General features: G+C 76.8%; 11 protein-coding genes. 8 read left to right on the top strand and 3 right to left on the bottom strand.

What is annotated here, in order from left to right:
• The first annotated feature begins 171 nt into the window (after positions 1-171).
• Entirely contained in the window at positions 172-1,734 is a 1,563-nt protein-coding gene (locus AB6N24_RS08330) for a TolB-like translocation protein (protein WP_412868940.1), read from the top strand.
• A gap of 120 nt (positions 1,735-1,854) precedes the next feature.
• Here the strand turns inward: AB6N24_RS08330 and AB6N24_RS08325 are convergent, their stop codons facing one another.
• Complete coding sequence (locus tag AB6N24_RS08325; RefSeq protein WP_412868939.1) at positions 1,855-3,069, bottom strand: M20 metallopeptidase family protein; 1,215 nt, start codon at positions 3,067-3,069, stop codon at positions 1,855-1,857.
• A 124-nt stretch (positions 3,070-3,193) separates the two neighbouring features.
• Between AB6N24_RS08325 and AB6N24_RS08320 the strand changes: the two genes are divergently transcribed.
• Complete coding sequence (locus tag AB6N24_RS08320) at positions 3,194-4,192, top strand: ketopantoate reductase family protein (RefSeq protein WP_412868938.1); 999 nt, start codon at positions 3,194-3,196, stop codon at positions 4,190-4,192.
• 19 nt (positions 4,193-4,211) lie between these two features.
• Here the strand turns inward: AB6N24_RS08320 and AB6N24_RS08315 are convergent, their stop codons facing one another.
• Entirely contained in the window at positions 4,212-6,689 is a 2,478-nt protein-coding gene (locus AB6N24_RS08315) for a glycoside hydrolase family 43 protein (RefSeq protein ID WP_412868937.1), read from the bottom strand.
• Positions 6,690-6,858: 169 nt separating this feature from the next.
• Between AB6N24_RS08315 and AB6N24_RS08310 the strand changes: the two genes are divergently transcribed.
• From AB6N24_RS08310 to AB6N24_RS08295, 4 genes are all read left to right on the top strand, one after another.
• Positions 6,859-7,512 (top strand): DUF6518 family protein, encoded by a 654-nt coding sequence (locus AB6N24_RS08310; RefSeq protein ID WP_412868936.1) that lies wholly within the window; start codon positions 6,859-6,861, stop codon positions 7,510-7,512.
• Between the two features lie 171 nt (positions 7,513-7,683).
• Complete coding sequence (locus tag AB6N24_RS08305; RefSeq protein WP_412868935.1) at positions 7,684-8,835, top strand: DUF8744 domain-containing protein; 1,152 nt, start codon at positions 7,684-7,686, stop codon at positions 8,833-8,835.
• Positions 8,832-11,510: a multicopper oxidase domain-containing protein gene (locus AB6N24_RS08300; protein ID WP_412868934.1), complete on the top strand. Its 2,679-nt coding sequence runs from the start codon at positions 8,832-8,834 to the stop codon at positions 11,508-11,510. The genes AB6N24_RS08305 and AB6N24_RS08300 overlap by 4 nt, the downstream gene beginning before the upstream one ends.
• Positions 11,511-11,574: 64 nt before the next feature.
• On the top strand, positions 11,575-11,961 hold the full coding sequence (locus AB6N24_RS08295; protein WP_412868933.1) for a DUF2249 domain-containing protein: 387 nt from the start codon (positions 11,575-11,577) through the stop codon (positions 11,959-11,961).
• A 28-nt stretch (positions 11,962-11,989) separates the two neighbouring features.
• Here the strand turns inward: AB6N24_RS08295 and AB6N24_RS08290 are convergent, their stop codons facing one another.
• On the bottom strand, positions 11,990-13,504 hold the full coding sequence (locus tag AB6N24_RS08290) for an MFS transporter (RefSeq protein ID WP_412868932.1): 1,515 nt from the start codon (positions 13,502-13,504) through the stop codon (positions 11,990-11,992).
• Between the two features lie 138 nt (positions 13,505-13,642).
• Between AB6N24_RS08290 and AB6N24_RS08285 the strand changes: the two genes are divergently transcribed.
• Entirely contained in the window at positions 13,643-14,224 is a 582-nt protein-coding gene (locus AB6N24_RS08285) for a TetR/AcrR family transcriptional regulator (protein ID WP_412868931.1), read from the top strand.
• Between the two features lie 135 nt (positions 14,225-14,359).
• Complete coding sequence (locus tag AB6N24_RS08280; RefSeq protein WP_412868930.1) at positions 14,360-14,725, top strand: cupin domain-containing protein; 366 nt, start codon at positions 14,360-14,362, stop codon at positions 14,723-14,725.
• Positions 14,726-14,834: the final 109 nt, after the last annotated feature.

The raw sequence follows: 14,834 nt of genomic DNA, 5'->3' as shown, positions 1-14,834 counted from the left end.
TCACGGACGACGGGAACCCGACCGAACTCCTCGACCACGACGGCGCGCATGGGGTCCATCGTCGCGGACGCCCGATCGCCCTGGTGACCCGTTGGGCCAGGCGGGTGGCGCAGCGCTCCGCGACCGCCCTCGCGGGCTCAGCGGCGCAGCACGCCACGTAGCGTCCGCCGCATGACCGGTGCGGTGAGCGGGGACGACGTGTGGCGTGCTGCGCTCGAGTGCGCGGCCGGGGACCCGGAGGGCGAGGAGATCCGGCGGTCGCAGGGCCTGTGGGCGCTGGCGGTCCGCACCGAGTGGCCGGACCCGGACGTGCGGTGCGGCGGGGACGTGTTCGGTCCGGTGCTGACGCCGGGCGAGTTCGTGGCGATGCGCTGCTGGGTGCGGGTCGAGGCCGACGACCTGGCGCGGACGCGTCACGCGTGCGACGTGGCCTGGCGGCGCTGGACGGGGGTCGACGACGACGGGTTCGAGGTCGGGCTGGACCCGGAGGACGAGGCCCTGGACCCGTTCGGCTACCCCGACATGGACGGCGGTTCGGTGGTGCTGGCGTTCGACGCCCGCGACGACGAGGACCCGTTCCCCGACCGGGCGCGGACGTGCCTGCGGATCCTGGTCGAGGAGCTGCGCCGCCACGGCTGCACGCCTGTGCGCCTGACCAACCTCCTGCACCTGCCCGACGACGAGGGCGTGGACGTCGAGGCCCTGGCCGACGAGCTCGCCGCCGCTGGTGAACCACGACCGGTCGAGCGTCGCGCGGCGGTTCGCCCGGACTGGCTGCCTGCGTTCCACGAGGTCGACCGTGCCCGTGCCGGACGCCCGGACGGGCCGGTGCCGTTCGTCCTGCTCGCGAACGGGAACGCACGGGCGTGGGACCCGCACCGCGGACTGCTCACGTTGCCCCGTGCGGAACCCGACGCGGATGCGAGCTCCGTCGTGATGGAGCTCACGAGCCTCAGCGCTGACGGCACCTCCCTGCACTACCGACGCCGCGCCTCGCCCGAGTCGGAGACGTGGACGCTCACCCGCGGACGGCTCGAGGTCCGCTCCGGGGCCGTGACGCTCGCGACTGACATCGCCACCGACGTGTACGACAGTCCCGCAGGTGACCTCCGCCTCGAGGTCGAGCGCCCTCCCCGCGGCGTGACTCCGGAGGACATGCACAGCCGGTACCGGCTCGTCGACCGCTCAGGCGTGAGCCGCGACCTGCCGTTGCGCGACCTCCTCGCCCCGACCGACGCCGGGCCCGCGGCCCAGTTCTCCCCGTCGGGGCGCTTGCTCGTGACCAGCCACCACCGGCCGACGGACAGCCGCGCCTACCTCGTGCGCACCGACCTGGCCACCGGCCAGAGCCAGGAGTATCTGGACCGGGCCTGGCTCCGCGGCAACCCTGCGTGGAGCCCCGACGAGACCCGGCTCCTGGTCCAGAACGGCAACGATCCCGTCGTCCTGGACCTGGCGACCGGCCGCCGGGAGGACGTCCCCGTCGACCGCCTGGGACCCGACGACCCCGGTCCCGGGCGCTGGGCCCCCCTCGGCTGGCTCGACGACCACGGACTGCTCATGACCCTCCGCCACGGACGACGCCTGCGCCTCGCGTACCAGTCCGTCCACGACGCGACCCGCCACCACGTCCTGGACATCCCCGTCGCCGCCCCGGACAACACCCTCGGCCTCACCCTGGCCACGACGCTCCTGCGCGAGTCCCCCCACCTGATCGGCTGCCACCCCCGATGAACGTCGACGCGCCACGGCTCGCCACCTGCTGACAGCCGCCCGCGGGCTCGGCGCCGGACACGGTGCGACGACGGCGGGGACGGCGCCGTCGCCGGGCCGGGCGCCGGGAGCCTCGCGCCCTCAGCCCTCCGCGAGCCGGTCCAGCGCGAGGCCCGCGAGCAGCGCCGACGCGAGCGGCAGCACCGAGTCGTCGAACCGGGCGCCGGCCGCGTGGTTGTACGGGGCGGTCGCGGGGTCGGCGCCGGCCGGGGTCGCGCCCAGGAACACGAAGGCGCCCGGGACCTGCTGCAGGACGTAGGAGAAGTCCTCGGCCCCGGAGACCGGCCGGTCCGCGGTCACGTACCCGACGTCCCCGCTCAGCGCCCGGGTGACGCGCGCGGCCCGCTCGACCTCGTGGGCGTCGTTGACCGTGACCGGGTAGCCGCGCACGTAGTCGACCTCGGCGGTCAGGCCGTGCGCGAGGGCGACGTGCTCGGCGACGCGCGTGAGGCGCTCCGGGATCTCAGCGTGGTGCGCCTCGGAGAACGTGCGGATGGTCGCCGCGAGCTCGGCGGTCTCCGGGATGACGTTGTCGGTCGTGCCCGCGGCGATCCGGCCGACCGTGACGACGACCGGGTCGTGCGCGTCGAACTGCCGGGTCACCGCCGTCTGGAACGCGAGCACCATCTCCGCGGCGACCGTGACCGGGTCCGCGGCGCGGTGCGGCGACGAGCCGTGGCCGCCGCGCCCGCGCACGGTCACGAACATCTGGTCCGCGGCGGCCATCGCCGGCCCGGGGCGGCTCGTCACCAGCCCGGTCGGGAGCATCGACGAGACCACGTGCAGCCCGTAGGCCGCGACGACGCGCTCGCCCGCGGCGTCGAGCACGCCCTCGTCGATCATGTGACGGGCGCCGTGGTCGCCCTCCTCGCCGGGCTGGAACATGAGCACGACCGAGCCGGCGAGCTCCTCACGCCGGGCCGCGAGCAGGCGGGCGGCGCCGACGAGACCGGTCACGTGCTGGTCGTGGCCGCACGCGTGCATCACGCCGGGGTGCTCGCTCGTGAACGGCTCGCCCGACTCCTCGGTCACGGGCAGCGCGTCCATGTCGCCGCGCAGCAGCACCGCCGGGCCGGGCCGCGCGCCGCGCAGCACCGCGACGACCGAGGACAGGCCCGTGCCGGTCGTCACCTCGAGGCCCAGACCGTCGAGCGCGGCGAGCACGAGCGCCTGCGTCTTCGGCAGGTGCAGCCCGATCTCGGGGACCCGGTGCAGGTCGTGGCGCAGCGCCGTCAGCTCGGGGGCGAGCGCCTGCGCGTCGGCGAGCAGTGCGGCGGTGCGGTCGGGCTCGGTCACGGCGGTCTCCCCCTGCGTGGGCGCGCGCCCGGGCCGGCGCGCGTGGGTCGGCGCCCGCGGTCCGGCGCGTCCCACCGACGCTACGACACGGCACCCCGGCACGTCCCGACCTACGATCCCCCGCATGAGATACGTCGTGATCGGTGCGGGCGCGGTCGGTGGCACCCTCGGTGGGCGGCTCTTCGAGGCAGGGCACGACGTCGTCCTCGTCGCGCGCGGCGCGCACCTCGACGCGATCCGCGACCGGGGTCTGGTCCTGGAGACGCCCGACGGCTCGTCGACGCTGCCCGTCCCCGCCGTCGGCGGCCCCGACGAGCTGACCCTGACCGACGACGACGTGCTGGTCTCCGCGGTCAAGTCGCAGGACACCCGGAGCGTGCTCGACACGTGGGCGGACGTCCCCGTCGGCTCCTCCGGCGCCCCCGCGGCGCACCGGCTGCCCTTCGTGACGGCGCAGAACGGCGTCGCGAACGAGCACGCCGCGCTGCGCGTCTTCCGGCGCGTGTACGGCGTGTGCGTGTGGCTGCCCGCGTCCTACCTGACGCCCGGCACCGTGCAGGCCGAGGGGTACCCGAGCTCGGGCTTCCTCACGGTCGGGCGCGTGCCCGGGGCGCTCGACGACGTGACCGCGCGCCTCGTCGCCGACCTCGCCGGCAGCCGGTTCGTGGCGGTCGAGGACGCCGCGGTCATGCGCTGGAAGTACGGGAAGCTGCTGAGCAACCTCGGCAACGGGCTCGACGCGCTCGTCGGCGGGGCGTCCGGGACCCGCGAGCTGCTCGACGAGCTGCGCACCGAGGGCGAGGCCGTCCTGACGGCCGCGGGGATCGACTTCTCGACGCCCGCGCAGGAGCAGGAGCGCCGGGGCGACGCGGTGCAGGTGCGGCCCGTCGGCGCCGGCCCGCGCGGCGGCAGCTCGACGTGGCAGAGCCTCGCGCGCGGCACCGACGGCATCGAGGTCGACTGGCTCAACGGCGAGATCGCGCTGCTGGGGCGCCTGCACGGCGTCCCGACGCCGGTGAACGACGCGGTGCAGGCCGCGGCGCGCGAGGCCCACCGGCAGGGCCGGGGCGCCGCGCCGTACGACGTCGCGACGCTGCACGGGCTGGTCGCCGCGGCGCGCTGACCCGGGCGGCGCGCCGCGGTCAGCTCCGGCCCGCGCGCTCGAAGACCCGGAGGTAGTCGAACTCCGCGGTCGCCCCGACGCCGCCGTGCGAGACGAGCCCGATCGACAGCTCGGAGCCCGCCGGGAACGTCCACACGCCGCCCGCGACCCACGTGCTGCCGTCGGTCGAGGTGAACGCCTGAACCTCGTGCTCGCCCGCGTCGTCGGTGCGGTGCGCGAGGCGCAGCCACGTGGTCTCGGCGGGCGGCCCGACGATCGTCCCGCCGTACTGCAGCCGCCCGGCGTAGGGCAGCTCGGTGCCGAACTCGGTCTGGCGGGTGTTCCAGATCGCGACGTGCGAGAGGCGCGCCCAGCGGTCGTCGTCCACGTACGCGACGATCCCGCCCTGCTGGTAGTTGCGGATCTCGTCGGTGCCGAGGTCGATCGTCAGGCGGGTCTCCGCGACCCAGTCCCCGTCGGGGGCGTCGCGCAGCAGCACGCCGGCGTCGTTCGCGGTGCCGCCGAGGTCGCCCGCCTCGGTGGGCCAGCGCAGGACGCCGTCGGCCACCGTGACCTCGGGCGAGCGCAGCACCGTCCACGCCGGGTCGAGCGCGTCGCCGTCGAACTCGTCGCCGAGCACGAGGTCCCCCGGCCGCGCGAGCGGCACGGTGCGCGTGACCGGGCGCGCCGTCGGGAGCGCGCTGAGGTTGTCGACGTGGACCCCGGCACCGGCGGCGAAGGCCCCGGCGGCGCCGGGCACGCGCGCGCCGCGCGGCAGGTCGAGCGTGACGACGGCGAGCGGGTCGCCGAGGCGCGCGTGCGTGAGCTCGGCCCGGGCGACGCCGTCGCGCACGGTGAGCACGGCGGAGTGCCACGTCGTGAGGTCGAGGTCCGCGGGCAGGGGTGCGGCGGCGCGGGCGACGGAGCGGCCGCGCACGGTCGCCTCGACGACGAGCTCGCGCGTCGCGGGGTCGATCGCGGCGCTGACCTGGTCGACCGGGCCGCGCCAGGCGTCGGGGTTGTCGGTGAGCCGTTCCAGCCGGCCCCCGCCGCCGCGCGTGCGGTACCCGGCGACCAGCCCGTGCTGGGCGGTCACGCCGGGGTCGGCGCGCAGGTCCGCCTCGACGCGCACGCCGTCACCGAGGGACCGGTGCGTGACGAGCGCGCTCGCCCCCGTCCGGCCCGGAGCGCCGGACACCGCGTGGGGGCCCGCGTCCTCATCCGTCCCGGTGGTCCAGCGGCCCACCGTCGACCAGGCGCGCGGGATGCCGTCGTCGAACCCCGTGACCTGGCCCGTGACCGGGCCGCGCTGCCGGTCCTCGGACGCCCACGCACCCGCCCGCGCGGTCGGCCAGCCGTCGACCCAGTCGAGCCGGTCGAGCAGCATGGGCCGCTCGTTGATGCCCTCGGTCCCGTCGAGGTAGGGGTCCGCGCGGTCGATCGCGTGGTAGACGATCCAGTCCTGGCCCGCGAGGTCGGTGACGACCGCGTTGTGCCCGGTGCCGACCCAGCGGTTCCCGTTCGGGGCGAGCACCGGCGTGCCGCCGGCCCGCGACTGGTCCAGCGGCACGCCCTCGCGGTCCACGTACGGCCCGGTCAGGTCGCGCGAGCGCCCGACGTGCACGCTGTAGCCCGTCGTCGGGCCCGCGCAGCAGTTGGCCGAGGACGCGAACAGGTACCACCAGCCGTCGCGCTGGAGCACGTACGCGCCCTCGTACTTGTTGTCGATCGCGACCTGCACCGGCTCCCCGACCGCCTCGGTGCCGTCCTCGGCGAGCTCCGTGACCCAGATCCCGCCGTAGTACGAGCCGTAGAACAGGTGCTCGGTGCCGTCCGGGCCGACGACGTGGTGCGGGTCGAACGTCCACCGGAAGTCGCCCGTCGCGCCGGCACCCCGGCGGGGGTCCACGACGGGGTCGCCCGAGTCGGTCCACGGGCCCACCGGCGTCGGGGCCGTCGCGACGCCGATCGCGTTGTCGTTCGGCTCGTCGGGGTCGCCCGGGCCGGTCGTCGTCTCGGTGACGACGTAGTACAGCCGGTACTCGCCGTCGACGTAGCGGATGTCGGGTGCCCACAGCGCCGCGCCGCGGTCGGTGTCGGCCCACGCGGGGCGGGTGTCCTCGGTGAACGCGTCGCCGACGTACTCCCAGCCCACGAGGTCGGACGAGCGCGAGATCGGCAGCAGGTGCCGCACGCCCTCCCCCTCGCGCAGCGGGTCGGTCGTGCCGTACGCGTACCACCAGCCGTCCTTGCCGCGGATCACCGCGGGGTCGGCGTACGTGTCCGCGAAGCCGGCGCTCACCGGGTTCGTGTACGGCGTCGACCGCACCGCGCCGTGCGCGCCGCCGGGGCCGCCCGAGCCGGCACCCGAGCCGCCGAGCGGCGAGTCGAGGGACCCGGGGTCGGTGGTCGCGCCCGCCGGACCGGCGAGCACGAGCCCGGCGGCGAGGACCACCGCGGAGACGGCAGCGGTCACGGGGGCCGCGAGGGAGCGGGACGGCACGGGGAGCCTGCGCATCGGAGCCTGCCGATCGTCGTCGATGTGGCGGGGTGACTCCGTTGTACGCCGGTCGCGCGCCGTCCGCCTCCGCTCCGGCACGGACCTGCACCCACGGGTGGACGCGCACGACGCGCAGCCCGACGGGAGGCGGACGCGGTCCCCCCACGGCGCTGCCTACCGTCGACGCGTGCCCCGGACCACCGCCCCCGCCGCCGTCGCCCTCGCTCCCCCGTCGCCGCCCGAGCAGCGGCCCGGACGGGCACGCCTGACCGTCGTGCCGCTCGCGAGCGCCGCGCTCGGCGCTCTCACGGTCACCGCCCAGGGCGTGCTGCCCGCCGCCGCGGCCCCCTTCGCGAACTCGGCGAGCGGCTGGACGGTCCTGACCGCGCTGCTCGTGCTGTGGTCGCGGGCCCGGACCGGGGCCGCCGCGGTGCTCGGCGCGGCGAGCTTCGTGCTGCTCGTGCTCGGGTACAGCGCGGGCGCGCACCTCCACGGGCTGTTCTACGACCCGACGTTCTTCGGCACCGTGGGGCTCGTCGTCGGGCCGGCCGTGGGCGTCGCAGCCGCGTGGCTCCGGGAGCACGGGCTGCGCGCCGCCCTCGGCACCGCGGCGCTCGCCGGCATCGGCGTGGGCGAGGCGGTCTACGGGCTGACGGTCGTCGTGGCGACGACCGGTGCCGCGTACTGGGTCGTCCTCGGCGTCGGGGCGATCGCGCTGCTCGCGGGGATGCTCGCGCGGCGGGTGCGCGGCGCCGTGCCGGTGCTCGTCGCGACCGTCGGCACCGGCGTCGTCGCGAGCCTGTTCGTCCTCGCGTACCGGGCGGCGGGGTCGATCGGGTAGTGCGGCGCGCCCGCCGGGCCCCGCGCAGCACGTGCCCCGGGACTCCCGAGGGTCGGGCGCCACGGCTGGCCGCGCGAGCCGCGCGGACTCGCACGCCCCCGACACCACCCGGACAAGGCGCCCCGGACCTAGGGCCCAGGTGCGCGCCGCACGCATTTCTACGGTGGGAGCGTGAGAAAAGCCGGCAGGGTCGCGCTCCTCGTCCCGGGCGGCGTGGCGCTCCTCGCCGGGCTCGACGCGGGGCTGCTGCTGCTCGGCCTGCCCGCCCCCGTGACCGCCGAGCGGCTGCCCCAGGTGCACGGCCCGCTCCTGGTGCTCGGCTTCGTGGGGACCGTGATCGCGCTCGAGCGCGCGGTCGCCCTGCGTCGCCCCTGGGGGTACGCGGCCCCCGCCGCGCTCGGGCTGGGCGGTCTCGCGCTGCTCGCCCCCGCCGTCCCGCTGCTCGGCGGGCAGCTCGCGCTCGTCACCGGCACGGCGCTGCTCCTCGCGGTGTACCGCGCGCTGTGGCGGCGGCAGGAGTCGCGCGCGCTCGCGCTGCAGGTCGTCGGCGCGGCGCTCGCGCTCGGTGGCGCGCTGCTCTGGGCCGGCGGCGCCCCCGTCGCGACCTCGCTCCCGTGGCTCGCGGGCTTCCTCGTCCTGACGATCGCCGGCGAGCGCCTCGAGCTCGCGCGCGTCGGGTCGCCCGGCGAGGCGAGCGAGCGCGCGGTGCTCCGGCTCGGGCTGCTGCTCGCCGCCGCGGTCGCCGCCACGGCGCTGTGGCCCGCCGCCGGGCACGCGCTGCTCGGCCTCGCGCTGCTCGCGCTCGTCGCGGTGCTGCTGGTGCACGACGTCGCGCGCCGCCTCGTCCGCACCACCGGGCTCCCGCGCTACATGGCGTGGTGCCTGCTCGCCGGGTACGGGTGGCTGCTCGTCGCGGGCGGGGTGTGGCTGCTCGCCGGTGCGGTCACCGAGGGACCCGCGTACGACGCGGTCGTGCACGCCGTGTTCCTCGGGTTCACGCTCTCGATGGTCATGGCGCACGCCCCCGTGATCCTCCCCGCCGTGCTCGGCCGGCCGTTCCCCTACCGGCCCGTGCTCGCGGCGCCCGTCGTGCTGCTGCACGCCTCGCTCCTGCTGCGGGTGGTCGGCGGCGACGCGTACGGGGTGTCGTGGGCGCTCGTCACCGGGGGCGCGCTCGACGTCGCCGCGGTGCTCGGCTTCGTCGGGCTCGCCGGGTGGTCGGTCGCGACGGGACGCCGGGCGAGGGTGCGCAGCGGTTCGGCGCACGCGCGCGGGACGGTCCCGTCCGGCGCCGACGCGCCCGGCGCCGGGGTGACCGCATGAGGTCGCGCTGGCACGTCCGCGTCAACGCCCTCGTCGTGGTGTGGCTGCTCGCCGCCGCGACCGTCGCCGCCGCGCACCGCGCCGTGCCCGCCGCGGGCTGGCTCATGGTCCACCTGCTGCTCCTCGGGGCGGTGAGCACCGCGATCCTCGTCTGGAGCGCGCACTTCGCGGAGGCAGTCCGGCGGACGCCGCTGCCGGGCGGGCACCGGGGCCAGGCGGTCCGGCTCGTGCTGCACACCGCCGGGGCGCTCGCGGTCCTCACCGGGATGCTCACGGCGGCGTGGCCCGTCGTCGTCGGCGGGGCCGTGCTCGTCGCCTCGGCCGGTCTGTGGCACGCCGTCACGATCGTCGCGCAGGGCAGGGTCGCGGGCGGCGCCCTCGGGGTGCGGCTCGGCAGCACCACCCGGTACTTCGTCGCGTCGGCGGCGGCGCTCGCGGTCGGCGCCGGGCTCGGAGCGGCGCTCGCGCGCTCGGACGCCGCGGGGTCCGTGGCGGCGCGCCTCTACGTCGCGCACGTCACCGTGATGCTGCTCGGCTGGGTCGGCCTCACCGTCGTCGGGACGACCGTGACGCTGTGGCCGACCATGCTGCGCGTGCGGCTCGCGCCCGACGCCGAGGTCGCGTCCCGCCACGGGCTCGTCGTGCTCGGGCTCGGGCTGCTCGGAGTGCTGGCCGGCGCGGCGACCGGGCTGCGGACCGTCGCCGGCGCGGGGCTCGTCGTGTACCTCCTCGGGCTCGGCCGCACGTCGTGGCCGCTCGTGCGCGAGGCCCGGCAGCGGACGCCCGACACGTTCGCGTCCCGCTCCGTCGGGCTGGCGTGGTGCTGGTTCGTCGTGCCCGTCGGGGCGTGGGCCGTCGCGGTGCTCGGCGCCGGCGGCTGGGCCGACGCGCAGGTCCGCACGGGCGCCGTGCTCGCGCCGCTGGCCGTCGGCTTCGCGGCGCAGGTCCTCGTGGGCGCGCTGTGCCACCTCGGGCCGATGGTCCTCGGCGGCGGCCCGACGGCGCACCGGGCCGCGCGGGCGGTCGTCGAGCGCGGCAGCGGCGCGCGGCTCGTGCTGGTCAACGGTGGGCTCGTCCTGTTCGTGCTCCCCGCGCCGAGCCTCGTGCGGGTCGGGGCGTCGCTGCTGGTGCTCGGCGCGCTCGTCACCTCGCCGGTGCTGCTGGTCCGCGCGGCCGTCGTGAGCCGCCGGCTGCGGGCGCTGCCGACGACCGGCCCGGCGGCGATGCCGCCCGTCGAGCTCCTGACCACGCCCGCACGCCCGCTCGGCCCGGCGCTCGCGGCCACGTGCGCCCTCGTGCTCGTCGTCGCGGGAGCCGTCGCCGCCGACCCCGCCGCCGCGGGGCTCGGCTCCAGCGCAGCCGGGGACGCCCCGGCGACCGGACGCGTCGTCGTCGCCGAGGTCGAGGCGCGAGACATGTGGTTCGTGCCCGCGTCGGTCGAGGTCGCGGCGGGCGACGAGCTCGTGCTCGAGGTCACGAACGTCGACGACACGGTGCACGACCTCGTGCTCGACTCCGGCGCGAGCTCGGGGCGCCTCGCCGCGGGGGCGACCGCGCGCATCGAGCTCGGCGTCGTGGGGCGCGGGGTCGACGGGTGGTGCTCGGTCGCGGGGCACCGGCAGATGGGGATGACGTTCCGCGTCGTCGTCACGGGCGGGGACGCGCGAGGCGGCGCGGCGCCGTCCGACGAGGGCGGCGCAGGGGGCAGCGGTCTCGGCGACGTGACCCGGCACGGCGCCGGGCACGACGAGGCGTCCCCCACCGCCGCACCCGCGCCGACCCTCGACCCCGGCGGCACCCCCGGACCCGACCACGAGCCGTACGACGCGACGCTCGCCCCGGCGTCCGCCGAGACGCACCACCGGCTGACCCTGCGCGTGCAGGACGTCGAGCGCGAGGTCGCCCCGGGCGTCACGCAGACGCTGTGGACGTTCGGCGGCACGGTCCCCGGGCCGGCGCTGCGGGGGCGCGTCGGGGACACGTTCGAGATCACGCTCGTCAACGACGGGTCGATCGGCCACTCGATCGACTTCCACGCCGGTGCGCTCGCGCCCGACCGGCCGATGCGGACCATCGAGCCCGGCGAGCGGCTCACGTACACGTTCACCGCGACGCGCTCGGGCGTCTGGACGTACCACTGCTCGACGATGCCGATGTCGTTGCACATCGCCAACGGGATGTTCGGCGGGGTCGTGATCGACCCGCCCGACCTGCCCGCCGTCGACCGCGAGTACCTGCTCGTGCAGTCCGAGCTGTACCTCGGCGCCGACGGGCCCGACGGCGCGGTCGCGGACCTCGACAAGATCCGCGCCGAGCGGCCCGACGCCGTCGTCTTCAACGGCTACCCGAACCAGTACGACCACGCCCCGCTCCACGCCCGGGTCGGCGAGCGCGTACGGCTGTGGGTGCTCGACGCCGGGCCGAGCCGGGCCAGCGCGTTCCACGTCGTCGGCGGGCAGTTCGACACCGTGTACCTGGAGGGCGCCTGGACGCTCGGCGGCCCGGGGGCACCCGCGACGACCGGCGGCGCCCAGGTGCTCGGCCTGCTGCCCGCGCAGGGCGGCTTCGTCGAGCTCGTGCCGCCCGAGGCCGGGCACTACCCCGTCGTCTCGCACGCCATGGTCGACGCCGAGCGCGGCGCGCACGGGGTGCTCGCCGTCGAGGCGGCCCCGTGACCGACCGCACGACCTCGCGACGACGACCGTCGCCGCGCACCCGCACGACCTCAGGAGGAACACCGTGACCCAGCTCCCTCTCGTCAACGCAGGGACCGCGCCGTCGTCGGGAGGCTGCGGGTGCGGCAGCCACGGCGGCTGCGGCGGGGCCGGGGGCGTCCAGGGCTCCGCGACGACGGCCGAGGCGGCGTCGACCGCCGTCCCCGACGCCCGGCCCGGCGACCTCGACGTCCGCCCGCTGGCACCCGCGCAGCGCCACGAGCGGATCTTCGCCGCCGTCGCCGCGCTGCTGCCCGGCGAGTCGTTCGTGCTGACCAACGACCACGACCCGAAGCCGCTGCGCTACCAGCTCGACGCCGAGGAGCCCGGCCAGGTCGCGTGGGAGTACCTGGCCGAGGGCCCGGACGTGTGGCGCGTGCGGCTCACGCGCGCGGACGGCCACTGCTGCTGACGGACGCCGGCGCGGCGGTGGCGGCTCATCAGTCCCGGGTCGACGGGATGACGCGCCACGCCACCGCGGCGGCGGCGAGCGTGATCACCGCGGCGACGAGCGAGGTGACCTGCATCGCGGACACGAACGACTCCTGGGCCTGGTGGGCGAGCTCCGAGCCCGGTTCCAGCACGCCGAGCGCCGCGGCCAGCGAGTCCTCGGCGGCGCTGCGGTCGGCCGCGTCGAGGGTCGACGGCAGGTCCAGCCCGGCGCGGTAGAGCACGGTCATGAGCGACCCGAGCACGGCGATGCCGAGGACGACACCGAGCTCGTACGCCGTCTCGGAGATCGCGGACGCGGCGCCGGCCCGGCGCGGCTCGACCGACGACACGACGGCGTCCGCGGTCAGGGTGCCCGCGATGCCGACGCCGAGCCCCACCGGGACCAGCGCCAGCGCGAGCCAGGCGTACTGCTCGGACCCCTCCGCGACCGCGACGAGCGCGAGCCCGACGGCGGTCAGCGCGAGCGCCGCACCGACGGCGCGACCGCGACCCAGCCGGGTCAGCGACCACCCCACCAGCACGACCGCCCCGATCGAGGCGAGCGTCGCGGGCAGCTCCGCGAGGCCCGCCTGCAGCGGCCCGAACCCCCGCGCGAGCTGGAGGTACTGGGAGAAGAAGAACAGCAGGCCGGTCAGCGCGAAGATCGACACGAAGTTGGCCAGAACGGCGCCCGCGAACGCCGGCCGGCGGAACAGCGCGAGGTCGAGCAGCGGAGCCTCCAGGCGGCGCTGACGGCGCACGAACAGCACCCCCGCCGTCACGGCGACGGTGGCCGACAGGAGCGTCACCGCGTCCGGCCCGGCGGCCGCGAGGTGCTTGACGGCGTGCACGAGCGCGGCGACGGCGGCGAGCGAGAGCACGGCCGACGGCAGGTCGAACGGCCCGGGCGCCGGGTCCTTCGACTCCGGGAGCAGGACCGCGCCGAGCACGAGCAGCGCGAGCATCACGGGCACGTTGATGAGGAAGACCGAGCCCCACCAGAAGTGCTCGAGCAGGGCGCCGCCGACGAGCGGACCGAGCGCCGCTCCCCCGCCGAACGCCGCGGCCCACACCGCGATCGCCCGGGTGCGCTCGCGCGCGTCGGTGAACAGGGTCCGGATGATCGACAGCGTCGACGGCATGAGGGTCGCGCCCGCGACCCCGAGCAGGAGCCGTGCGGCGATGAGCGTCTCGGCGTCCGGCGCGTAGGCGGCGAGCACCGAGGCGAGCCCGAACCCGGCGGCCCCGGTCAGGAGGAGCCGCTTGCGCCCGATCCGGTCGGCGAGCGTCCCCATGGTCACGAGGAGCCCGGCGAGGGCGAGCGAGTAGACGTCGCCGATCCACAGGACCTGGGTCGCGCTCGGGGCGAGGTCGCGGGTGAGGGCCGGGACGGCGAGGTAGAGCACGGTCCCGTCGATCGCGAGCAGGAGGACCGCGATGACGAGGACGCCGAGCGCCGCCCACCGGCGCGGGTGAGCGGCCGGGGTCGTGGGGGCGGCGGCGGGCCGGACGTCAGTGGTCATGGCCTTTACTGTACTGACCGGACGGTACAGTTTGAAGAGGCGGGATGATCGTGCCCCGGTGATCTCGGCCACGTCGGCCGACGCAGGGCCGGGTCATGGCACGGCACGGCACGGCACGGCACGAGAGGGGACAGGCGGATGGGGCGCACAGCGGGCCGGAGCACCTCGGACACGCGCCGAGCGGTCTTCGAGGCCGCGAGCACGGTCTTCCGCACGCGCGGGCCGGCCGCGACGCTCGACGACGTCGCGCGCGAGGCCGGGCTGTCCAAGGGCGGGGTGATCTACCACTTCCCCACGAAGGACCACCTCGTCGTCGGGCTCGCCGAGGCGCTGCTCGACGACTTCCGCGACGCGGTGCACGCGCAGCTCGACCCCGCCGACGAGCAGCCCGGCCGCCTGACCCGCGCCTACGTCCGCGCGAGCCTCGTCGACACCGACCTCGTGGCGGCGCGCGACGCCTACGCGCTGATCGCGCAGCTCATCACGGCCCCCGCCGTCGCGGAGGTCGCGCGCGCGGACGCCCGCCGGTGGCGCGAGGAGCTCGGGGCGGACGGGCTGCCCGACGCCGTGACGGCTCTCGTCGTCGCCGCCGCGGACGGGGCCAGCGTCGCCCCGCTGTGGGGAGCCGAGGTCGACGACGCGGAGCACGCGCGGCTCGCCGACCAGCTCGTCGCGCTGACCCGCGACCCCGACCGGTGGGTGGGTCCCTCGCCGTCGTGAGCCGCGCGGGGCTCGCCGGGGTTCGTCAGGGCTCGTCGCGGCCCGTCGGGGCGGGACCTACCGGCGCATGGGTGCCTGCTGGCACGCTCGGGTCAGCCGCCGGAGGCCGTCCGGCGCGCCGGAGAGGAGCACCGCATGACCACCGTCCCGGCCGTCGTCCGCGTCGCCGACCTGCGCCTGCCCGGGTCGCGCACCGCCCGCTTCGAGGGGCGCGCGCACGGCTCGGGCGTCTCGTACTTCTTCGTCGACAACGACCCGGGGCAGGGCCCCTCGCTGCACCGTCACCCGTACAGCGAGACGTGGGTGGTGCTCGACGGCGAGGCGACCATCACGCTCGGTGACACCACCGTCGTCGCGCATCCGGGCGACTGCGCGGTGGTCACGCCCGGCGTGTGGCACCGGTTCGTCAACACCGGGACGGGTGCGCTGCGGATGATGTGCATCCACGCGTCCGACGTGATGGTGCAGGAGGAAGCCGCGGACGTCACCGGGGCGGGCTGAGGCCGCACCGGGGCGCAGGGCCCAGACCCGCACCTCGCGCCGGCACCGGCCGCACGTGGCCGGACCGCACGTGGCCGGGCCGCACGTGGCCGGGCCGCACCTGGCCGGG

Origin of the sequence: Cellulomonas jepli (assembly GCF_047229345.1) — a bacterium.
Taxonomy (GTDB): Bacteria; Actinomycetota; Actinomycetes; order Actinomycetales; family Cellulomonadaceae; genus Cellulomonas_A.
This window is presented reverse-complemented; position numbering and strand designations above follow the sequence as displayed.

Bases quoted from the DNA above. Each gene is read 5' to 3' on its own strand.
- AB6N24_RS08330 (WP_412868940.1), top strand. From the start codon at position 172: ATGACCGGTGCGGTGAGCGGGGACGACGTGTGGCGTGCTGCGCTCGAG.
- AB6N24_RS08320 (WP_412868938.1), top strand. From the start codon at position 3,194: ATGAGATACGTCGTGATCGGTGCGGGCGCGGTCGGTGGCACCCTCGGT.
- AB6N24_RS08315 (WP_412868937.1), bottom strand. From the start codon at position 6,689: ATGCGCAGGCTCCCCGTGCCGTCCCGCTCCCTCGCGGCCCCCGTGACC.
- AB6N24_RS08300 (WP_412868934.1), top strand. From the start codon at position 8,832: ATGAGGTCGCGCTGGCACGTCCGCGTCAACGCCCTCGTCGTGGTGTGG.
- AB6N24_RS08290 (WP_412868932.1), bottom strand. From the start codon at position 13,504: ATGACCACTGACGTCCGGCCCGCCGCCGCCCCCACGACCCCGGCCGCT.
- AB6N24_RS08285 (WP_412868931.1), top strand. From the start codon at position 13,643: ATGGGGCGCACAGCGGGCCGGAGCACCTCGGACACGCGCCGAGCGGTC.
- AB6N24_RS08280 (WP_412868930.1), top strand. From the start codon at position 14,360: ATGACCACCGTCCCGGCCGTCGTCCGCGTCGCCGACCTGCGCCTGCCC.